The sequence below is a fragment of the Streptomyces sp. NPDC102259 genome, assembly GCF_044766465.1.
Lineage (GTDB): Bacteria > Actinomycetota > Actinomycetes > Streptomycetales > Streptomycetaceae > Streptomyces.
Genome location: NZ_JBIWMA010000006.1, coordinates 95,089 through 113,516, shown reverse-complemented (window position 1 = coordinate 113,516; position 18,428 = coordinate 95,089). Strand labels below are relative to the sequence as shown.

Here is an 18,428-nt window from a genome sequence, read left to right as displayed (position 1 = left end):
AGCAAGACGACAAGCCGCACGACAAGAGGGACGACAAGCAACGCGACAAGCACACCCACCCACCGCACGGGCCCGCGCCACCTGTCGGCGCGGGCCCGCGGCACACCCCGAGGGAGCCAGAAATGAGCCAGCACACCCCGCCCGGCCAGATCGCCCCCCACATCCCCGCCGACGCCTACCAGCGCGCACAGGCGACCGGCCAGCCGGTCGTGATCGTCGTCAACGACCGGACCCCGCACGGCACCGAGTGGCGCCGGTTACTGCTGCCGTTCGCGATCGCCGGCGCCACCGTCGCCGGCGGCTGGGGACTGGTCGCCGCCCTCTGCTTCCTGCTCGACGCCGCCGCCCACACCTTCACCGTCATCGCTGGCGCCGCCGGACCCATCGGCCTCGGCGGAATCACCCTCAAACTCGCCCGCTCCAAGGGCTGATCCCAAAGAAGGAGCACCGTGTTCGAGATCCGCATCATCTGCGCCACCCAGGACCTGCCGCGCGTCGCCCAAGCCGTCCTCGGCTCCGTCGACGCCGTATCCGTCCGCCGCTTCCCCGCCCGCGACCACACCAGGACGCGCGTGTACGTCACGGCCGAACAGCGCGGCAGCCACGACGAATGCACTGCCTGCCCCGGAGACGGCATCGCTCTGTGGCTGCTGCCCGATGGCAGTGAGCAGCGGCGCCCCTGCACCGGTCTCGGCTCCGAAGCGCTCCACGCCGCAGGCCTCACCGCCTGCTCGCGTCAGCGCGAACCCTGGCATCGCAACGCCGACCAGTAGCTACGCCAAGGGCGGTCCCTCCCTCTCGCCAAAGAAGCGGGACCGCCCTTGCCAACCAGCACCTTCAACAGGACTGGAGACCACCCAGCATGACCCAACACTGCGACATCCGGCGAGTGCCCGGCCGCAGGCCGCGCTTACTGGATCTGTACTGCAAGCAGGGCGGCGCCGCAAAGGGCTACACCGACGCCGGGTTCGACGTGACCGGCGTGGACAAGGACCCTCAGCCGCGCTACCCGTTCCGGTTCGTGCAGGCGGACGCGATCGCGTTCGTCCTCGAACACGGCGCTGAGTTCGACTTCATCCACGCTTCACCGCCGTGCCAGCACGACAGCGACTGCCAGCGCATTCAGAACAACAACCACCCCGACCTGATCGGCCCCACCCGCGCCGCGCTGGAGACGACCGGGCGGCCGTGGGTCATGGAGAACGTGGGCGGCGCCGTCCCGAAGCTCCGTGCCCCGGTGATGCTGTGCGCGACGATGTTCGGGCTTGAGAACTACCGGCACCGGTTCTTCGAGACCGGCGGCGGCTTCCTCCTCGACCAGCCGGACCACCCCGCCCACACCGTGCCCCAAGCCAAGATGGGGCGCCCTGTCCCGCCCGGCTGGTACGGCCAGTTCGTCGGGCACTTCTCCGGCGTCCCGCACGCCCGCCGCGTGCTCGGGGTGCCGTGGATGAGCCGGGACGGGATCAGCGAGTGCATCCCGCCCGCCTACGCCGAACACATCGGCCGCACCGCACTCACCCTGCTCGCCCCCACGGCGCTGGGGGTGGCTGCATGAGCGGCATCCCCGACACCGTCCCGTCCCGGCCGGGCCTGCTCGCCTGCGCGCTGGAAGCCGCACGCCGGGACTGGCACATCATCTGCCTGCGGCCCCGGGACAAGCGCCCGGCCGGCCACGCGGACAAGTACTGCCCCGGCACCGGCTACTGCACCGACGGACACCGGACCCCGGAGGAACGCGCCACCACCGACCGGGACCTGCTCGCCGCGGCGTGGGCACAGCAGCCCTACAACGTCGGCATCGCAACCGGCCCGTCCGGGCTGCTCGTGGTCGACCTCGACACCCTCAAGCCTGAAGAGCTGAAAGGAACGCCTGACGGCGCCGCCAACTTCCAAGCGCTCTGCGAGCGCGCCGGACAGGACGTGCCTGCCACCTATCGGGTGCGGACCGCGCGCGGCGGCGAGCACCTGTACTTCACCCAGCCCCCTGGCACCCGCCTCCACAGCACCGCGGGCCGTCTGGCCAGGAAGATCGACACCCGGGGGTGGGGCGGGTACGTCGTCGCCGTCGGCAGCACCACCCCCGACGGCTCATACACGCTCCTGGACGACCGGCCGCCCGCCGTCCTGCCCGCTTGGCTGCACGACGCCCTGAAACCCCCTCAGCGCCCCGCACGGGACGCGTCGGTACCGCTCACGACCCGCACGAGCGGGTACGCCGCGGCAGCACTGCGGGGGGAGGTGCACAACGTGGCACATGCCGCGGACGGCACACGCAACGCCACCGTGCTGCGGGCCGCGCGTGCTCTTGGTCGGCTGATCGCGTCCGGCGACCTCGAGCGCGGGGAGGTCGAGGAGGCTCTTAGTAGGGCGGCATCGGGCAACGCCACCCAGTCGCAGCGCTACTACGACGACGTCATCACCCGCGGACTGGACTGGTCCATCGCCCGCAACCCGGCCAGCAGGCGGACGGCATGACCACACCACCGCCTACTAAGAGCCTCCCCGCCACCCGCCCGCCGTCTGCCGCTCCACAACCTGTGGACACGACGGCCGTGGGCGGGCCGAAGGTCGCCGCCCGGCAGGGCGTCATTTCAGCCCTTCAACGCCCGAACCCGTTCCCCGGTACCGCCGCGCGCCACGACGCGGAGAACCCGACGCCGGAGCGGCCCGGAATCCGCGTCTACGCCCCGCCCATCTACCGCGACCACGACGACGGGGCCCGCTGGTCCAAACGGACCGGCGACACCCCCACCGCCGCCTACGCCTGCCCGTGCGGACGCACCCGCACCGCCACCGGCCCCCGCGCCGTGACTGCCCTGATCGCCGACCACGACGACCACAAAGCCGCCTGCACCGGGGCGCCCGCCTCGCTCACCGAAGGGAAGACCGCCGCATGACCGCAACCGACGCCATCGACGGCGCCGACCTGCTCAACGAGGTGGAAGCCTTCCACCAGCGCTTCAACGTCTTCCCCACCGAAGCCGCGTTCGTCGCCGTCACCCTGTGGGACGCGCACGCCCACCTGCTCGACGCGTTCGACTCCACCCCCCGACTCGCGTTCCTCTCGCCCGAGCCGGGCTCGGGGAAGTCCCGCGCGCTGGACGTGGTCGAAACCCTCGTACCGCGTTCCATGGCGGCAGCGGACGCCTCCGCCGCAGCACTGTTCCGATCCGTGTCCGGCATCGACGGCGGCCGGCCCACGATCCTCTTCGACGAGATCGACACGATCTTCGGCCCCAAAGCCGGGGACAACGAACAGCTCCGAGGGTTCATCAACGCCGGTCACGCACGCGGGCGCCCGATGTACCGGTGCGTCGGGGACGGCTCCAACCAGCAAGTACAGGGCTTCCCCTCGTTCTGCGCGGTCGCGGTCGCCGGTCTCGGCTCCCTGCCCGACACGATCCTGACCCGCTCGGTCATCATCCGCATGCGCCGCCGGGCCCGGAACGAGCACGTGGAACCCTTCCGCACCCGCATCCACGTGCGGGAAGGCAACCAGCTCCGGGACCGGCTCGCCAAGTGGGCCGAGACCGTACAGGAACGCATCACGGGTGCCTTCCCGGAGATGCCCGACGGGGTCACCGACCGGCCGGCCGACGTGTGGGAACCCCTGCTCGCCGTCGCGGACGCCGCCGGGGGCGACTGGCCCCGCCGGGCCCGCGAAGCCTGCCTGACCCTGGTCAAAGCCTCCCGAGCCAACGACAAAGGCAGCATCGGCATCCGCCTGCTCACGGACCTGCGCGACCACGTCCTCATCGGCATCGACCGCCTGCCCACCGTCGCCATCCTCGACCGGCTCAACGCCCTCGACGACGCCCCATGGGCCGACCTCAACGGCAAGCCGCTCGACAACCGACGACTCTCCCGGATGCTCAACGACTACGTCACCGCCGACGGCGACCCCGTCGTCTCCCGCAACATCCGCACCGCCGGCGGAATCCTCAAAGGCTTCTTCGCCAAAGACCTCGAAGACGCATGGGCCCGCTACTGCCCGCCCCCCAGCGCCGCTACATCCGCTACACCGCTACATCCCAGCTCAGAGCCCCTGAATCTGTAGCGGCAACTCCCGATGTAGCGGCTACGGCCCCACGCCCCGAAACGGCCGTAGCCGCTACATCACACCTCTCCGCTACACAAATCACGCCGCTGACCTGCGATGTAGCGGCGTAGCGGATGTAGCGGACTTCCCAGAAGGGGGCCGACGGCCCCCGCTCCCTCCCGCAGCCGAAGGAGCACCATACCCATGGCCACGGCCCACCCCACTGACGCATTCGACCCCACCCTCGTGCTGCTGACCGTCGAAGAGGCCGCCCGCCGCCTCCGCATCGGCCGAACCCTCTGCTACCGGTTCGTCAGCTCCGGAGAGCTTGAGTCCATCACCGTCGGCCACCTCCGCAGGGTCCCCGCCGACGCGGTCCCTGAGTTCGTCACCCGCCGCCGCAAGAAGCAGCACCCCACCCTCGCCATCACCACCGCCACGGCCGCCTGAGGAGTACGCACGCATGGCAGAAGACAAGAGCGGACAGAAGCGCACCCGACAGCCGAACGGCCGTTCGTCCATCTATCAGGGCGCGGATGGCAAGTGGCACGGCCGCGTGACCGTCGGCATCCGGGACGACGGGAAGCCGGACCGCCGCCACGTCGAACGCAAGACCCGCGCCGAGGTGACCGCCGCCGTCCGTGAGTTGGAGCAGCAGCGCGACGCCAAGAGCATTCGGAAGGCGGGGCGACCCTGGACGGTCAAGACGTGGCTGACCCACTGGGTCGAGAACATCGCCCCGCTCGCCGTGAACGAGAACACCATGGTCGGGTACGGCGTGGCCGTGCGGAAGCACCTGGTCCCCGCCCTCGGTGCTCACCGGTTGGACAAGCTCAAGCCGGAGTACATCGAGACCTTCTACGGGCGGATGGTGGCCGACGGCCGTAAGGCGGGGACGATCCACCAGATTCACCGAACCTTCCGTACCGCCCTGAACGAGGCGGTACGGCGTGGCCATCTCGCCCGGAACCCTGTCCAACTCGCCAAGGCCCCCCGGCTCAGCGAAGAGGAGATCGAGCCGTACACCGTCGAAGAGGTGCAGAGGCTGTTGCACGCGGCGGACGATCGTCGGAACTCCGCACGGTGGGCCGTCGCGCTCGCCCTCGGTCTCCGCCAGGGTGAAGCACTCGGGCTCAAGTGGTCGGACGTGAGCCTTGACCGGGGCGTCCTCATGGTCCGACGGAGCCGCCGCCGGCCGCGCTACGCCCACGGGTGTGGGGACACCTGCGGCAGGAAAGCCGGGTATTGCCCGCAGCGTCAACGAACCAACCCTGAGACGGCCGACACGAAGTCTCGCGCCGGACGGCGAGCCGTGGGAGTGCCCTCCCAGCTAGTAGACCTGCTGCGCACCCACCAGGCCAAGCAGCAGACCGAACGCGCGGCGGCCGGCGCCGGCTGGGTGGACGAAGGATGGCTCTTCGCTACGCCGACCGGGCGGGGCACATCACCCCGGACGGACTACGACGAGTGGAAGGACCTGCTTGACGACGCGAAGGTACGAGACGGCCGACTCCACGACGCCCGGCACACCGCCGCCACGGTCCTGCTGATCCTCGGAGTCTCGGAGCGGGCCGTCATGGGGCTCATGGGTTGGTCCACCACCGCCATGGCCGCGAGGTATCAACACATGGTCGACTCCGTCCGGAGCGACGTTGCCCGCCAGGTTGACGGGCTGATCTGGAAACCGGACGCTGCGGGCCCCAGGGGCGATGGCGACGGATTCGCTGACAGCCCTGCTTCAACAAACTGAGATCAGGTGACGAGGGGGCAGTCCGCCAAGGGGCGGCGCCCCCTCGGTTTTCTTAAAGTAGTAACGAGGCGTAGTCGTTCATGTGCATCCTGCCTCCATGGATGAAGGACTTGTGGCATTGATTGCTGCTGGCGTGGGGCTTGCTGGTGCGATTGGGGGGGCCGCCATCGGTGGATACGCGGCGGCGAGAGGCGCTCGCATCGGTGCGGAAACCGCAGCTAGAGCGACTGCCAGGCAGGTACAGGACCAGGCTGCCGTTGATCACACGCACTGGCTTCGGGAACGCCGCCTGGAGGCGTACCAAGAGTTCCTGAAGGCGTACGAACAGTGCGCTGAGGTTATGAACGCCATCTTGAAGCAACTCGCCGGGGAACCCGATCCCTCCGACCTGCCAGATTTTGCGGTTCTAGACCCGTGCACGCTGGCCCTATACCGAATCTACTTTTTGATCAGGATGCTTGGGCCTGAAGAAGTGCGTCGCGAGGCATCGAACGTCCGGCACGGCTACCAGGACCACGTGCGGTACCTGCGTGACTGGAGCAGAGCTCTCTTAGACGGCCACGATTCAGAAGCTGATGCCGCACAGGCCGAAGCGGCGGAAGCTAGAAGGCAGATGAAGGATGGGTACAGCGCGTTCGTTAGAGCGGCCAACGAAGCGATGTCCACTCCTGTGAACTCAGATGCAGTGCCGCTTACACTGCCCAACTGAGACGGGAACTGAGACGGAAGCCGAAGAGGCGCCCGGTTCGATGAACCGGGCGCCTCTCCTACCAGCGGTAGCGGAGGGATTTGAACCCTCGGTGACTTGCGCCACACTCGCTTTCGAGGCGAGCTCCTTCGGCCGCTCGGACACGCTACCGAGGGAGACCTTACAGCAAGGCCGGCCCTGGTTTGAAATCGGTATTCGGGGGTGGATCAACGGTCGCGGAAGAACTCCGTGAGAAGTCCCGCGCACTCCTCGGCGAGGACGCCTTCGACGACCTCGGGGCGATGGTTGAGCCGTCGGTCGCGGACGACGTCCCAGAGGGAGCCGGCCGCGCCCGCCTTGTCGTCGCGGGCGCCGTAGACGACCCGGTCGACCCGGGACTGCACGAGCGCGCCCGCGCACATCGTGCACGGTTCGAGGGTCACGACGAGCGTGCAGCCGGACAGCCGCCACTCGCCCAGCGCGGCGGCCGCCCGCCGGACGGCGAGCACCTCCGCGTGGGCCGTCGGATCGCCGCCTGCCTCACGTTCGTTGTGGCCCCTGGCGAGGACCGTCGTACCGTCCGGAGCCAGCACGACGGCGCCGACCGGGACGTCTCCGCCCTGGGCGGCCAGCCGTGCCTCGTCCAGGGCGAGCCGCATCGCGGCCCGCCAGTGGTCGCGTACGGGATCCGGCGCCGTTCCCGGTGCGGTCAGCGGACGGTCTCCAGGACCTCCGAGGCGCCCAGGGCGTCGGCGATCTCGGTGACCGCGTCCGCGGACAGCGACCTCAGCTCCTTCTCGCCGACGCCGAGGTCGTCGAGGATGCCGGCGTCGCCGACCGGGCCGTGCGGCACGGCCTCGGCCGAGCCGTTCACGGTGCTGACGGCACCCTGGTCCTCGTCCTCGTCGGCGTCCTCGTTCTCACCGTCCTCGGTGCCGTCGAGGTCGAGGGCGTCCAGGTCGACGTCGTCACCCGGGTCCCTTCCGAGCAGTTCGTCGGTGAGCAGGATCTCGCCGTACGAGCTGCGGGCGGCGGCGGCGGCGTCGGAGACGAAGATGCGAGGGTCCTCCTCGCCGTCGATGCGGACGACCCCGAACCAGGAGTCCTCCTGCTCGATCAGCACGAGCACCGTGTCGTCGTCGGGAGAGGCCTCCCGGGCCAGCTCGGCCAGATCCGACAGGGTCTCCACATCGTCGAGCTCTGTGTCGCTCGCTTCCCACCCGTCTTCGGTGCGCGCGAGCAGTGCGGCGAAGTACACCGTGACTCTCCCACTGGTCTTAGGCGTGCCGGTTGGGGGTCCCCCCGGCGGAGGTTGCGGGTGGAGAGAGCTCAGGCTCCGAGCCCCACCCACTCGGAATCGTGGCAGAAACAAGGCGTCCAGGGGACGTCTTCGGCTCCCTGTGTCCGGTGGTTTTGATCGCACGCCCACGAGTACGTCCATGAGCACGTCCGGAAGACGTCCGGGAGTGACTCACCAGCGCTCTCGTTGCCGCCACCAGCGGATCGTACGCGGCTTTGCCGTGCGCCCACGCACGCCCGCCCCACGTGACACCCGTGACGGTGGCGATCTTCCCCGTATGCCCCAAGTCCCGTACGGCTGCGGCTACCAGCGGAAGGTGCGCATGCGCATCGCGTGGCGCAGGCGGGCGGTCTTGGCGCGGCGCGGCTGGACCCGGTCGCGCAGTTCGCGGGCCTCGGCGAGCTCGCGCAGGAACCGGGCGCGGCGCCGACGACGCTCGGCGTCGGTCTCGTCCGGCCGCGCCTTTTTCGGCGAGTCGTTGTCGGGCAGGTTGGGCAGCTCAGGCATCAGCACACCACTTCGGGTACCCCGGTCCGTCTCCTTACCTGTCTCCCACTTTCCCTCCGACGGGCGGTTTGGCGCCAGCCACCGGCCCAACCCGGGGGCAAGTCGAGGGGGAGAGGTTCACTGTGAGTGCGGACGCCGGGTGGGTTCGGCCCGGTTACTGTTGTGGACATGCGTCTCCACGTCGTCGACCACCCTCTGGTCGCCCACAAGCTCACCACGCTGCGCGACCAGCGCACGGACTCCGCGACCTTCCGCCGGCTGGCCGACGAACTGGTCACCCTGCTCGCCTACGAAGCCACGCGTGACGTGCGCACCGAACAGGTCGACATCAAGACGCCGGTCTCCCCGACCACCGGCGTGAAGCTCTCCCACCCGCGCCCGCTGGTCGTGCCGATCCTGCGCGCGGGCCTCGGCATGCTGGACGGCATGGTCCGGCTGCTGCCGACCGCCGAGGTGGGCTTCCTGGGCATGATCCGCAACGAGGAGACGCTCGAGGCGTCCACGTACGCCACGCGCATGCCGGAGAACCTCCTCGGCCGTCAGGTGTACGTCCTGGACCCGATGCTGGCCACCGGCGGCACGCTGGTCGCCGCGATCCGCGAGCTGATCCGGCGCGGTGCCGACGACGTGACGGCCGTGGTGCTGCTCGCGGCCCCGGAGGGCGTGGAGCTCATGGAGCGCGAGCTCGCGGGCGCCCCGGTCACCGTCGTCACGGCGGCGGTCGACGACCACCTCAACGAGCACGGCTACATCGTCCCGGGCCTGGGCGACGCGGGCGACCGGCTGTACGGCGCGGCCGAATAACCCGAGCGAGCCGAATGACCTGAGCAAGCCAGGCAAGTCGGGCAAGCCGGAACGCTCGTGGATCTCGAGAACGACCGGACCGCGGGGAGGGCTGCTGCTAGCAGCCCTTTTTCGTGGTCGCCGTCGGCAGCGGCGCGGCCAGGGCCGTCAGCGCCTTGACCGAGGCCGCCTGGCTGGTCAGCGCCTTGAACTGGTTGCCGATGATCAGGTCGAGGGTCGTGCCCGTGCGGGCGGCGTCGGTGCGCCGTTCGGCGGTGGTGAGCTGGGTGGCGAGCACCGGCAGCGAGGTGTTCAGCGAGGCCGCGGGGCCCAGCAGTATCCCGGTGCCGGCGACCTTCTTGTCGTACTGCTTGGTGGCGTTGCCCACCTCGCCGATCTTGAAGCCGCGCTTCTTCAGCTCGTCCGCGGTGGTCTTGGCGAGGCCGCTGCGGGTGGTGGCGTTGAAGACGTTCACGGTGATCTGCGCGGGCTTGGGCGCCGAGCCCGCGACGGCAGCGGCGGCGGACGCGGAGGCTGCGGGGCTCGCCTTGGTCGTCTTCGTCGAGCAGCCGGAACCGGCGGCCGTGGCCGTCCCTCCGCCGCCGGTGAAGACGTCGATGAGCTGAAGGGTGCCCCAGCCGGCCACGCCGAGCACGGCGCCGCAGGCGGCGACGCCGACAGCAAGCCTGCCGCGTCGTCGATGGGGGCGCATGCGGGGATATTTGTCCCCCGTGATCCGGTACTTGCCACCCATGCCGGGGGGAGTCAGCATGCTCATGGGCGCAGCGTAGTGCGCCGGGGCGGCCGTGACGAATAAACGATCATCCGACACCGATCGAGGCGCGGGAAAGCACCCGAAAGGGTCAACCCACAGGGTCGGCCGGGGCGGGTGCGGGGCTCCTGGCGGAGGGTCAGTCCAGCTCGAGCACGCGTGCGTGCAGTACCTGTCGCTGCTGGAGCGCCGCCCGCACCGCGCGGTGCAGCCCGTCCTCCAGGTACAGGTCGCCCTGCCACTTCACGACATGCGCGAAGAGGTCGCCGTAGAACGTGGAGTCCTCCGCGAGCAGGGTTTCCAGGTCGAGCTGCTGCTTGGTGGTCACCAGCTGATCGAGGCGGACCGGGCGCGGCGCGACGTCCGCCCACTGCCGGGTGCTTTCCCGGCCGTGGTCGGGGTACGGCCGGCCGTTTCCGATGCGCTTGAAGATCACACGGAAAGCCTACCGGTCCATACGTTCCGGGCGCAGCCATGGAGACGGAGTGCGACGCTGGAAAAGATGTGATGAACGGGGGTAAAACGGAACGAGGGTCTGCCGATGAGTGGGTCGACGAGCGCCGCTGACATCGCCGCCGGGTACGCGTTCACCGGGCCCGCCCTCGACCTGGGCGCGCTGCTGTGGGACGGGAAGTGTCTGCCCGAGGCCCCCGTCCGCATCCCCTTCCCCATGCTGAACAGGCACGGACTGGTCGCGGGCGCCACCGGCACCGGAAAGACCAAGACGCTCCAGCTGATCGCCGAGCAGCTCTCGGCGCAGGGCGTGCCGGTCTTCCTCGCCGACGTCAAGGGCGACCTGTCCGGGGTCTCGGCGCCGGGAGCGGCGAACGACCGGGTGCGCGGGCGGGCGGCGGAAGTCGGCCAGAACTGGACGGCGACCGGCTTCCCGGCCGAGTTCTACGCCCTCGGCGGCCTCGGCCACGGCATCCCGCTGCGGGCCACGATCACCAGCTTCGGCCCGGTGCTCCTCGCCAAGGTGCTCCAGCTCAACCGCACCCAGGAACAGTCCCTCGGCCTGATCTTCCACTACGCCGACCAGAAGGGCCTCGAGCTGCTCGACCTCAAGGATCTCCGGTCGGTCGTCGCCTTCCTCACCTCGGACGAGGGCAAGGCGGAGCTGAAGGGCATCGGCGGGCTGTCGACGGCCACGGCCGGGGTGATCCTGCGCTCCCTGACCGCCTTCGAGGCCCAGGGCATGGCGAGCTTCTTCGGTGAGCCGGAGTTCGACACGGCCGAGTTCCTGCGCACGGCCTCCGACGGCCGGGGGGTCGTCTCGGTCCTGGAACTGCCGGCCGTCCAGGAGAAGCCGCAGCTCTTCTCGACCTTCCTCATGTGGCTGCTGGCCGACCTCTTCCACGACCTGCCCGAGGTCGGCGACGTCGACCGGCCCAAGCTCGTCTTCTTCTTCGACGAGGCGCACCTGCTCTTCAACGACGCCTCGAAGGCGTTCCTCGACTCCATCACGCAGACCGTCCGGCTGATTCGCTCGAAAGGGGTCGGCGTGTTCTTCGTCACGCAGACCCCGAAGGACGTACCCGGTGACGTCCTCGCCCAGCTCGGCAACCGTGTCCAGCACGCGCTGCGGGCCTTCACGCCGGACGACCAGAAGGCCCTCAAGGCCACGGTGAAGACGTTCCCCAACTCCTCCTACGACCTGGAGGAGCTGCTCACCGGGCTCGGTACCGGCGAGGCCGTCGTCACCGTCCTCAGCGAGAAGGGCGCTCCGACGCCGGTGGCCGCGACCCGGCTGCGCGCCCCGGAGTCCCTGATGGGGCCGGTCGACGGCCCCGCTCTCGACCGGGCGGTGCGGGAGTCCCCGCTCCACGAGCGGTATGCACAGGCTGTGGACAGAGAGTCCGCGTTCGAGAAGCTGGCGGCCCGGCCTGCCGGGCGCCCGGAGTCACCGAAGGGTTCTCGGGTCCGGGGATCCGAGCCGCGGCGGCCCGAGGAGGATCGCTCCGTCGTCGAGCAGGTCGTCGGCAGCGGCATGTTCAAGTCCCTGGCCCGTTCCGTCGGCACGCAGATCGGCCGGGAGATCACCCGCTCGCTCTTCGGCACGGCCCGGCGGAGGCGGTAGCCCGCCTCCGCCGACCGGTCAGCGGTCCCGGTGCTCCGGGGCCTGCCGCGGTTTCGCTTCCTTCGCCTGCGGTTTCGGTGCGCTGCGCGCGGCCTCCGCGCGCAGCAGGGCGCGCAGGATCGCGTACGGGTCTGTGGGCATGACTCTTTCCCTCGCCTGTTCCTTGCGTGAGCGTGATCGCCGAGCGGCTGATCGGCCGCGGGCCTGGGAACGGCGTCCGTCAGCAGCGCAGGACCACGGTGCGCAGGGCGTGCAGGGCGTACGACGGCCGGTGCGGCGCGCGGCGCGGCCGGTCCGCGGGGACACCGGGCGCGGGGGCCGGCAGGGGCGCGGGGCGTCGCAGGGCGGCGGGGCGGTGGGCGCAGGGGGCCGGTCGCAGCGCCGTGTCGAGGACGTCGTACTCGGCGAACTCGGCGGCGGCGACGGGTGCCGTGGAGACCTCGATGGCCGCGCCCGGCACCAGCAGGGCGAGCAGCAGCACGAGCGTCCGCAGCCAGGTGCGGCTGCGGGGGAGGCGTGCTGCGGGGCTCATGAGAGGTCATCTCCCCGCGACACGCCCTGGATTCAGCATGCCGGGGGTCGGATCCGCCCGTTCGGCGGACAACCGGCTCCCACCCTGTGCGGCGCCAGGCAGGCCCGGCTGCGGAAGCGCGGCGCGGTGACGATCTCGACGGCGCCGACCGCCCCCGCCGGATGCCGCCGACGGGGGCGAGGACGCCGACCGGCGCGCAGGGCAGGCGCGCTGGCCCGCCGACCCGACCGGGCGGGCCCTCGACCGCTGCCCCGGCGACCTGGCCCGCCGACTGGAGCGGGCGGGTCGTCGACCGCTGTCCCGCTGACTGGAGCGGGCGGGCCCTTGACCGCTGTCCCGGCGACCCGGCCGGGCGGGTCGTCGATCGCTGGCCCGCCGACTCGGCCCGGCGGGCCCTCGACCGCTGCGCTACTTCTTCGCGGCCTTGCCCGCCGCCTTGCCCGCCTTCTCCGTCTTTGCCGCCGCCTTCGCGGCCGCCTTCATCTCCTGCTTGTGTGCGCGCACCTTCGTCAGCGACTCCGGGCCGGTGATGTCGGCGACGGACCGGAAGGACTTCGGCTCGCCGTAGGCGCCGGCCGCCTCCCGCCAGCCGGTGGGCCGTACGCCGAGCTGCTTGCCCAGCAGCGCGAGGAAGATCTGTGCCTTCTGCCTGCCGAAGCCGGGCAGTTCCTGGAGCCGCCCGAGCAGCTCCTCGCCGCTGTTCACGTCCTTCCAGACGGCACCGGCGTCCCCGTCGTAGTGCTCGACGAGGTACTGGCAGAGCTGCTGGATGCGCTTGGCCATGGACCCGGGGTAGCGGTGCACGGCCGGCTTCTCGGAGAGCAGCGCGGCGAAGGCCTCCGGGTCCTGGGCGGCGATGTCGTGCGCGTCCAGGTCGTCGGCGCCGAGCCGGTCGGCGATCGTCCGGGGTCCCTTGAACGCCCACTCCATCGGAACCTGCTGGTCGAGCAGCATCCCGACCAGCGCGGCGAGCGGGGACCGCCCGAGGAGCTCGTCGGCCTCGGGGTCCTGGGAGAGGTGAAGGGTGACGTCCATGCGTCGATGATCCCGCCTGGGCCGTCAGCTCGCGCGCCAGTACCCCAGCGCGTGCAGCCGTTCCTTGGGCACGCCCAGGTCCTTGCGCAGATAGGTCGACAGCGTCCTGGTGGTGCGGGTGTCGCAGGCGATCCAGACGTACGGGTCGGGGGTGGCCGTCAGGAGGGCGGGCAGCTCGGCCTTCACCCGCTCGACGAGGTGGGCGCCCGAGTCCGCCCGGGGCACGTGGCGTATCTCGTGGCGGGCGGGGTCGGTCCGGAAGGGGAGGCCGCCGAGGCCGTCGGGCGGGCCCTCGAACCAGACGGTCGCCGGGGCGGAGCCGAGCGCCCCCTCGCCCTCGCCGAGCAGCGAGTTGATGGCGGGCAGGGAGGCCGGGTCGCCGATCACGAGGACGTGCGAGGGGGCGGGGGCGGGCGGTTCGAAGCCGGTGCCCTGGACGGTCGCCTCGATGGTGTCGCCGGCCTCGGCCGCCCGTGCCCAGTCGCTGGCCGCGCCCTCGTGCAGCGCGAACTCCAGGGCGAAGGCGCCGGTCGTCGGGTCGGGGTCGACCAGGGTGTAGGCCCGCTGGTGCGGCCGGCCCGCGTTCTCGAACCAGAGCCGGATCCAGATCGTCGGGTGGACGCCGGTGGCGGCGAGGAGTCCGCCGTCCGAGAGGCGCAGCCGGCGGTAGTCGCCGGTGACCTCCTCCACGCCCGTGACGGTGAGCGTGAAGTCCTTGGCTCGCATCAGTCTGAGGACCGTGCCCTCCCAGCCCCGCCCCTGCGCCATGACCTCTGAACCCCTCGCGTACGATTTCGGGACAACTACTTAGGCAAGCCTAACCTAAAGCCAAAAGGGGCCAGAGGGTGACCACCGAGATCTACCGTGACGCCTGGGGCGTCCCGCATCTGCGCGCCGACAGCGCCCACGCCCTCGCCCGGCTCCAGGGATCGGTCACCGCCCGCGACCGCGCCTGGCAACTGGAGGTCGAACGGCACCGGGCGCGCGGCACCTCGGCGTCCTTCCTCGGCGCCGAGGCCCTCCCCTGGGACCGCTTCGTGCGCCGCGCCCGCCTCGACGACACGGCCAGGCGCTGCTTCGACGAGCTCGAGAGACGGGACCCGGAGACGGCGGACTGGGTCCGGGCGTACGTCGACGGTGTCAACGAGGGGCTGGCCTCCTGCGACGCCCCCGAGTTCACCCGGGTCGGCCTCGCGCCCGGCCGCTGGGAACCCTGGACCCCGCTCGCCGTCTGGCTGGCCACGCACATCCTGTTCGCCGGGTTCCCCGCCAAGCTGTGGCGCGAGGAGGCCGCCCGCCACCTCGGCCCCGAGGCGGTCGGCCTGTTCGCCACCGACGGCCCCGGCACCTCCGGCAGCAACGGCTGGCTGGTGGACGGGGCGCGGACGGTCACCGGGCAGGCGGTCATCGCCGGCGACCCGCACCGCTTCATCGAGGACCCCGGCGTCTACCAGCAGATCCGCCTGGCCTGCGACGAGTTCGACGTCGTCGGGCTCGCCGTCCCCGGTGTCCCCGGCATCGCCCACTTCGGTCACACCGGCACGGTCGCCTGGGCCATCACCAACGCCATGGCCGACTACCAGGACCTCTACCGCGAACGGCTGCGGCGCACCGGCGCGGGCGTCGAGGCGCTCGGCCCGGACGGCACCTGGCGGCGGGTCGCCCGGCACACCGAACTCGTACGGGTGGCGGGCGAGGAGACCGTCGAGGTGGAGGTGCTGGAGACCGAGCGGGGCCCGGTGATCGCGGGCGGCCCGGAAGGCCTCGACGACGGCACCCCGCTCGCCCTGACCCTGCGCCACCCGCCCCGCGTCACCGCCGACCTGGGCTTCCAGGCGCTCCTCCCGCTGCTCCGGGCCCGCCGGGTCGCCGACGTGGACCGTGCCTTCGACCGCTGGGTCGAGCCCGTCAACGTCGTCCAGGCCGCCGACACCGAGGGCGGCCTGCTGCACCGGGTCGCGGGCCGGGTGCCGCTGCGCGCCGAGGCGAACGGAACCCGGCTGGTGCCCGCCTGGGAGCCCGGCCACGAGTGGACCGGCTGGCACGAGATGCCCCGCGCGGGACTGGCCGACGGCATCGCGGTGATGGCCAACCAGCGGGGCCCCGCCGGGGGGCTGGGCGTCGAGTTCGCCCCGCCGCACCGCGCCGACCGCATCCGGGCGCTGCTGGCCGAGCGTCGGCAGTGGTCCGCGTCCGACATGCCGGCCCTCCACACGGACACCTACCTGGCCTCGGCCGCGCCCGTGCTGGACCAGGTGTCCGCCCTCGACGGGCTGACCGGCCCGGCCGCCGAGCTCCGCGACCGCCTGCTGCGCTGGGACCGCCGGATGGAAGCCGACAGCCAGGACGCGGCGCGGTTCGCGGCCCTGCGCAGCTCCCTGGTCCGCCGTCTCGCCGCCCACCCGGCGTTCGCGGCCCTCACGACCCCGCCCGCCTACCCGGAGGTCTTCCTCCCCTGGCTGGCGCTCCTCCCGCGCATCGGCTTCGCCCTCGAACACCTCCTGCGCGCCGAGGAGCTGTACGGCGTCGACCGGGCGGCACTCGTGCGGGAGGCCGTCGAGGAGGTCGCCGGTCAGCCCGCCGCCCGCTGGGGCGACACCCACCGCCTGGCCCCCTGGCAGGCACTGCCCGACCCCGGTCGGCAGGCCCCCGCCCTCGCCGGCGACCACGACTGCGTGCTGTGCACCTCGGCCGTGCCCGGCTGGACCGACCTCGCCGCGCGCGGCCCGGCCGCCCGTTACGTGTGGGACCTGGCCCGCCGCGAGGACAGCCTGTGGATCGTCCCGTACGGCGCGTCCGGCCTGCCCGACCACCCCCACCACCACGACCAGCTCCCCCTGTGGCTCAAGGGCGAACTGGCCCCGGTCGTCACCGACTGGGCACAGCTGACGAAGGAGAGCGACGATGAGTGACCACCGGGACCGCCGGGACCGCCGCGACGTCCGGGACAGCCGGGACGCCCACGTGCACGAGCAGGTGATCGACGGGTTCGGCGCCTACGGCATCCGTCCCCTCGACGCCGAGCGCGACGCGGACGTCGTCCACGGCTGGGTGAGCGAGGAGCGGGCCGCGTTCTGGGGCATGAACGGACTGACGCGGGACCAGGTCGCCGAGATCTACGCCCACATGGCCGGCCTCGACACCCATCACGCCTTCCTGGCCGAGCTGGACGGCGACCCGGTCGCCCTCCTCCAGACCTACGAGCCCACCGAGGACCGGGTCGGCGAGTGCTACCCGGTCGAGCCCGGGGACATCGGCGTCCACGTGCTCATCGCGCCGGCCGGCGGGCGAGGGGCGCGGCCCGGCTGGTCGGCGGCGCTGCTGAGGGTGTTCACGTCGTACGTGCTGGTCGGCCTGGACCGGCCGCGCGTCGTGGTGGACCCCGATGTGCGCAACGAGAAGGCGGTCGCCCGCTTCCTCCGGCAGGGCTTCGAGGAGGGGCCGGTCGTCACGCTGCCGGAGATCGACCTGCCGGACGTGTACCTGCCGAAGAAGAAGGCGCAACTGGCGTTCCTGCGCCGGGAGGTAGCGTTCCCTGGGTGACAGACCCGGTAAAAGCAGACCCGCTCACCGCCGAAGACCTCGTCGCGCACTACGACCTGGAGCCGATCCCCCGCGAGGGAGGCCTGTTCCGCCGTACCTGGGAGGGTCCGCAGGGGCCGGACGGCCGCCCCGCAGGCTCCGCGATCGTCGCGCTGCTCACGGCCGACGACTTCTCGGCCCTGCACCGCCTGCCCACCGACGAGGTCTGGCACTTCTACCTCGGCGACCCGCTCGTGCTGCTGCTCCTCGCCCCCGACGGCACCTCCCGTACGGCGGTGCTCGGCCCGGACCTCCTCGGCGGCCAGCAGCCGCAGCTCACCGTGGACGCCGGCACCTGGATGGGCGCGCGGGTGGCCGCCGGGGGCGCCTGGACCTTCTTCGGCTGCACGATGGCCCCCGGCTTCACCTACGGGGACTACGAACACGGCGACGCGGCCGACCTCACGGCGCGTCACCCGGACCGGGCCGCCCTCATCGCGCGACTGTGCCGTCCATGACGTTGCTGGCGGGCCGGGTGGCCCTGATCACGGGTGCGGGCGGCGGTATCGGACGCGGCATCGCGCTGCGGTTCGCCCAGGAGGGCGCGGCGGTGGCGCTGCACTGTCGTACGGGGACGGAGGCGGCCCACGCGCTCGCCGAGGCGATCGCCGACGGGACCGGGGCGCGGGCCGTCGTCCTGGCCGGCGCCGACCTGACCGTCGAGGACGAGTGCCGCAGGGTGGTGGCCCAGGCCGCCGAGTGGGGCGGCGGACGGCTCGACGCGCTGGTGAACAACGCGGGCGTACAGCCGGTGCAGGACCTGCCCGGGATGTCGGCGGCCGACTGGCGGGCGGTCGTGGACACCAACCTGACCAGCGTGTTCGCCTGCACACAGGCGGCGGCGGAGGTGATGCGGGAGCGCGGCGGAAGCATCACGCACATCGCCTCCGTCGAGGCGGGGATGCCGGCTCCCGGCCACGCCCACTACGCCGCCTCCAAAGCCGCCGTCGTGATGCACGCGCGGGCGGCGGCACAGGAGTACGGGGCGGCCGGCATCCGCGTGAACACGGTCTCGCCCGGGCTGATCGACCGGGAGGGGCTGGCCGAGGCGTGGCCCGAGGGGGTGCGGCGGTGGCGGGAGGCGGTCGCGGTCGGCCGGCTGGGCCGACCGGAGGACGTCGGCGACGCCTGCGTCTTCCTGGCCTCGCCGCTCGCGTCCTGGATCACCGGACACGACCTGGTGGTGGACGGCGGGGTGTCGGCGCGGCCGACGTGGTGAACCGGATGCCCCGTGCATGCGTACGTATCTGCGAGCACACGAGTGTCGAGTCTCAGGCAAGGCGGAGCGGTGACGTGAGCGAAGGGCGCGATGACGGGCGACACGGTGGTGGGCGGTACGGCAGCCGGGGACCCGGCGGCG

24 protein-coding genes and 1 tRNA gene are annotated in these 18,428 nt (G+C 71.7%); 15 read left to right on the top strand and 10 right to left on the bottom strand.

The window, feature by feature from the left end; translation table 11 throughout:
• The first annotated feature begins 122 nt into the window (after positions 1 to 122).
• The 9 genes from ACIRPU_RS16915 to ACIRPU_RS16875 all read left to right on the top strand — a co-directional run bounded on the left by ACIRPU_RS16915 (position 123) and on the right by ACIRPU_RS16875 (position 6,501).
• Complete coding sequence (locus ACIRPU_RS16915) at positions 123 to 431, top strand: hypothetical protein (protein ID WP_403867459.1); 309 nt, start codon at positions 123 to 125, stop codon at positions 429 to 431.
• A gap of 18 nt (positions 432 to 449) precedes the next feature.
• Entirely contained in the window at positions 450 to 773 is a 324-nt protein-coding gene (locus tag ACIRPU_RS16910) for a hypothetical protein (protein WP_403867456.1), read from the top strand.
• Between the two features lie 89 nt (positions 774 to 862).
• Positions 863 to 1,558 (top strand): SAM-dependent methyltransferase, encoded by a 696-nt coding sequence (locus ACIRPU_RS16905; RefSeq protein ID WP_403867453.1) that lies wholly within the window; start codon positions 863 to 865, stop codon positions 1,556 to 1,558.
• Positions 1,555 to 2,478, top strand: a complete 924-nt coding sequence (locus ACIRPU_RS16900; RefSeq protein WP_403867450.1) for a bifunctional DNA primase/polymerase — start codon at positions 1,555 to 1,557, stop codon at positions 2,476 to 2,478. The genes ACIRPU_RS16905 and ACIRPU_RS16900 overlap by 4 nt, the downstream gene beginning before the upstream one ends.
• A gap of 62 nt (positions 2,479 to 2,540) precedes the next feature.
• Positions 2,541 to 2,900 carry a hypothetical protein gene (locus ACIRPU_RS16895; RefSeq protein ID WP_403867447.1) on the top strand — a complete coding sequence of 120 codons (360 nt, stop codon included), beginning with the start codon at positions 2,541 to 2,543 and terminating at the stop codon, positions 2,898 to 2,900.
• On the top strand, positions 2,897 to 4,060 hold the full coding sequence (locus ACIRPU_RS16890; RefSeq protein ID WP_403867444.1) for a DUF3631 domain-containing protein: 1,164 nt from the start codon (positions 2,897 to 2,899) through the stop codon (positions 4,058 to 4,060). The genes ACIRPU_RS16895 and ACIRPU_RS16890 overlap by 4 nt, the downstream gene beginning before the upstream one ends.
• A gap of 186 nt (positions 4,061 to 4,246) precedes the next feature.
• The gene (locus ACIRPU_RS16885) at positions 4,247 to 4,492 is read left to right on the top strand and encodes a helix-turn-helix domain-containing protein (protein WP_403867441.1); all 246 of its coding nucleotides are present in this window, start codon (positions 4,247 to 4,249) and stop codon (positions 4,490 to 4,492) included.
• Positions 4,493 to 4,505: 13 nt separating this feature from the next.
• The gene (locus ACIRPU_RS16880) at positions 4,506 to 5,792 is read left to right on the top strand and encodes a tyrosine-type recombinase/integrase (RefSeq protein WP_403867438.1); all 1,287 of its coding nucleotides are present in this window, start codon (positions 4,506 to 4,508) and stop codon (positions 5,790 to 5,792) included.
• A gap of 97 nt (positions 5,793 to 5,889) precedes the next feature.
• Positions 5,890 to 6,501, top strand: a complete 612-nt coding sequence (locus ACIRPU_RS16875; RefSeq protein WP_403867435.1) for a hypothetical protein — start codon at positions 5,890 to 5,892, stop codon at positions 6,499 to 6,501.
• 65 nt (positions 6,502 to 6,566) lie between these two features.
• Here the strand turns inward: ACIRPU_RS16875 and ACIRPU_RS16870 are convergent.
• The 4 genes from ACIRPU_RS16870 to ACIRPU_RS16855 all read right to left on the bottom strand — a co-directional run bounded on the left by ACIRPU_RS16870 (position 6,567) and on the right by ACIRPU_RS16855 (position 8,287).
• Positions 6,567 to 6,651: transfer RNA gene (locus tag ACIRPU_RS16870), tRNA-Ser, on the bottom strand.
• A gap of 56 nt (positions 6,652 to 6,707) precedes the next feature.
• Complete coding sequence (gene tadA / locus ACIRPU_RS16865; RefSeq protein WP_403867432.1) at positions 6,708 to 7,139, bottom strand: tRNA adenosine(34) deaminase TadA; 432 nt, start codon at positions 7,137 to 7,139, stop codon at positions 6,708 to 6,710.
• 50 nt (positions 7,140 to 7,189) lie between these two features.
• Positions 7,190 to 7,738, bottom strand: coding sequence for a hypothetical protein (locus ACIRPU_RS16860; RefSeq protein WP_403867429.1), 549 nt, complete (start codon positions 7,736 to 7,738; stop codon positions 7,190 to 7,192).
• Positions 7,739 to 8,083: 345 nt separating this feature from the next.
• Positions 8,084 to 8,287: a hypothetical protein gene (locus ACIRPU_RS16855; protein ID WP_355703590.1), complete on the bottom strand. Its 204-nt coding sequence runs from the start codon at positions 8,285 to 8,287 to the stop codon at positions 8,084 to 8,086.
• Between the two features lie 168 nt (positions 8,288 to 8,455).
• On the opposite strand from ACIRPU_RS16855, the gene upp reads away from it, so the two are divergent.
• Positions 8,456 to 9,091, top strand: a complete 636-nt coding sequence (upp, locus tag ACIRPU_RS16850) for a uracil phosphoribosyltransferase (RefSeq protein WP_385555762.1) — start codon at positions 8,456 to 8,458, stop codon at positions 9,089 to 9,091.
• 97 nt (positions 9,092 to 9,188) lie between these two features.
• Here the strand turns inward: upp and ACIRPU_RS16845 are convergent, their stop codons facing one another.
• Positions 9,189 to 9,848 carry a LytR C-terminal domain-containing protein gene (locus tag ACIRPU_RS16845; RefSeq protein WP_403867425.1) on the bottom strand — a complete coding sequence of 220 codons (660 nt, stop codon included), beginning with the start codon at positions 9,846 to 9,848 and terminating at the stop codon, positions 9,189 to 9,191.
• A 133-nt stretch (positions 9,849 to 9,981) separates the two neighbouring features.
• Positions 9,982 to 10,278 carry a type II toxin-antitoxin system VapB family antitoxin gene (locus ACIRPU_RS16840; RefSeq protein WP_004943146.1) on the bottom strand — a complete coding sequence of 99 codons (297 nt, stop codon included), beginning with the start codon at positions 10,276 to 10,278 and terminating at the stop codon, positions 9,982 to 9,984.
• A gap of 105 nt (positions 10,279 to 10,383) precedes the next feature.
• Between ACIRPU_RS16840 and ACIRPU_RS16835 the strand changes: the two genes are divergently transcribed.
• On the top strand, positions 10,384 to 11,919 hold the full coding sequence (locus ACIRPU_RS16835; RefSeq protein WP_403867422.1) for a helicase HerA-like domain-containing protein: 1,536 nt from the start codon (positions 10,384 to 10,386) through the stop codon (positions 11,917 to 11,919).
• Between the two features lie 18 nt (positions 11,920 to 11,937).
• Here ACIRPU_RS16835 and ACIRPU_RS16830 read toward each other — a convergent pair whose 3' ends face one another.
• The 4 genes from ACIRPU_RS16830 to ACIRPU_RS16815 all read right to left on the bottom strand — a co-directional run bounded on the left by ACIRPU_RS16830 (position 11,938) and on the right by ACIRPU_RS16815 (position 14,254).
• Positions 11,938 to 12,060, bottom strand: coding sequence for a hypothetical protein (locus tag ACIRPU_RS16830; RefSeq protein WP_403867420.1), 123 nt, complete (start codon positions 12,058 to 12,060; stop codon positions 11,938 to 11,940).
• A 79-nt stretch (positions 12,061 to 12,139) separates the two neighbouring features.
• Positions 12,140 to 12,451 (bottom strand): hypothetical protein, encoded by a 312-nt coding sequence (locus ACIRPU_RS16825; protein WP_403867417.1) that lies wholly within the window; start codon positions 12,449 to 12,451, stop codon positions 12,140 to 12,142.
• A 408-nt stretch (positions 12,452 to 12,859) separates the two neighbouring features.
• Positions 12,860 to 13,486 (bottom strand): HhH-GPD-type base excision DNA repair protein, encoded by a 627-nt coding sequence (locus ACIRPU_RS16820; RefSeq protein WP_403867414.1) that lies wholly within the window; start codon positions 13,484 to 13,486, stop codon positions 12,860 to 12,862.
• 24 nt (positions 13,487 to 13,510) lie between these two features.
• Positions 13,511 to 14,254 (bottom strand): siderophore-interacting protein, encoded by a 744-nt coding sequence (locus ACIRPU_RS16815; protein WP_403867411.1) that lies wholly within the window; start codon positions 14,252 to 14,254, stop codon positions 13,511 to 13,513.
• A gap of 77 nt (positions 14,255 to 14,331) precedes the next feature.
• On the opposite strand from ACIRPU_RS16815, the gene ACIRPU_RS16810 reads away from it, so the two are divergent.
• The 4 genes from ACIRPU_RS16810 to ACIRPU_RS16795 are packed head-to-tail and all read left to right on the top strand — an operon-like array spanning position 14,332 to position 18,287.
• Positions 14,332 to 16,398, top strand: a complete 2,067-nt coding sequence (locus ACIRPU_RS16810) for a penicillin acylase family protein (protein WP_403867408.1) — start codon at positions 14,332 to 14,334, stop codon at positions 16,396 to 16,398.
• A complete protein-coding gene (locus tag ACIRPU_RS16805; RefSeq protein WP_403867406.1) occupies positions 16,391 to 17,029 on the top strand; it encodes a GNAT family N-acetyltransferase in 639 nt (212 codons plus the stop codon). The genes ACIRPU_RS16810 and ACIRPU_RS16805 overlap by 8 nt, the downstream gene beginning before the upstream one ends.
• Entirely contained in the window at positions 17,026 to 17,526 is a 501-nt protein-coding gene (locus ACIRPU_RS16800) for a cupin domain-containing protein (RefSeq protein ID WP_403867403.1), read from the top strand. Before ACIRPU_RS16805 ends, ACIRPU_RS16800 begins: the two co-directional genes overlap by 4 nt.
• Positions 17,523 to 18,287 (top strand): SDR family NAD(P)-dependent oxidoreductase, encoded by a 765-nt coding sequence (locus ACIRPU_RS16795; RefSeq protein WP_403867400.1) that lies wholly within the window; start codon positions 17,523 to 17,525, stop codon positions 18,285 to 18,287. The genes ACIRPU_RS16800 and ACIRPU_RS16795 overlap by 4 nt, the downstream gene beginning before the upstream one ends.
• Positions 18,288 to 18,428: the final 141 nt, after the last annotated feature.

Coding starts and splice junctions, on each gene's coding strand:
- ACIRPU_RS16805 (WP_403867406.1), top strand. CDS start 16,391: ATGAGTGACCACCGGGACCGCCGGGACCGCCGCGACGTCCGGGACAGC.
- ACIRPU_RS16815 (WP_403867411.1), bottom strand. CDS start 14,254: ATGGCGCAGGGGCGGGGCTGGGAGGGCACGGTCCTCAGACTGATGCGA.
- ACIRPU_RS16830 (WP_403867420.1), bottom strand. CDS start 12,060: ATGCCCACAGACCCGTACGCGATCCTGCGCGCCCTGCTGCGCGCGGAG.
- ACIRPU_RS16855 (WP_355703590.1), bottom strand. CDS start 8,287: ATGCCTGAGCTGCCCAACCTGCCCGACAACGACTCGCCGAAAAAGGCG.
- ACIRPU_RS16795 (WP_403867400.1), top strand. CDS start 17,523: ATGACGTTGCTGGCGGGCCGGGTGGCCCTGATCACGGGTGCGGGCGGC.
- ACIRPU_RS16900 (WP_403867450.1), top strand. CDS start 1,555: ATGAGCGGCATCCCCGACACCGTCCCGTCCCGGCCGGGCCTGCTCGCC.
- ACIRPU_RS16875 (WP_403867435.1), top strand. CDS start 5,890: ATGGATGAAGGACTTGTGGCATTGATTGCTGCTGGCGTGGGGCTTGCT.
- ACIRPU_RS16880 (WP_403867438.1), top strand. CDS start 4,506: ATGGCAGAAGACAAGAGCGGACAGAAGCGCACCCGACAGCCGAACGGC.
- ACIRPU_RS16835 (WP_403867422.1), top strand. CDS start 10,384: ATGAGTGGGTCGACGAGCGCCGCTGACATCGCCGCCGGGTACGCGTTC.
- ACIRPU_RS16885 (WP_403867441.1), top strand. CDS start 4,247: ATGGCCACGGCCCACCCCACTGACGCATTCGACCCCACCCTCGTGCTG.
- ACIRPU_RS16845 (WP_403867425.1), bottom strand. CDS start 9,848: ATGAGCATGCTGACTCCCCCCGGCATGGGTGGCAAGTACCGGATCACG.
- ACIRPU_RS16820 (WP_403867414.1), bottom strand. CDS start 13,486: ATGGACGTCACCCTTCACCTCTCCCAGGACCCCGAGGCCGACGAGCTC.
- upp (WP_385555762.1), top strand. CDS start 8,456: ATGCGTCTCCACGTCGTCGACCACCCTCTGGTCGCCCACAAGCTCACC.
- ACIRPU_RS16915 (WP_403867459.1), top strand. CDS start 123: ATGAGCCAGCACACCCCGCCCGGCCAGATCGCCCCCCACATCCCCGCC.
- ACIRPU_RS16825 (WP_403867417.1), bottom strand. CDS start 12,451: ATGAGCCCCGCAGCACGCCTCCCCCGCAGCCGCACCTGGCTGCGGACG.
- ACIRPU_RS16905 (WP_403867453.1), top strand. CDS start 863: ATGACCCAACACTGCGACATCCGGCGAGTGCCCGGCCGCAGGCCGCGC.
- tadA (WP_403867432.1), bottom strand. CDS start 7,139: ATGCGGCTCGCCCTGGACGAGGCACGGCTGGCCGCCCAGGGCGGAGAC.
- ACIRPU_RS16890 (WP_403867444.1), top strand. CDS start 2,897: ATGACCGCAACCGACGCCATCGACGGCGCCGACCTGCTCAACGAGGTG.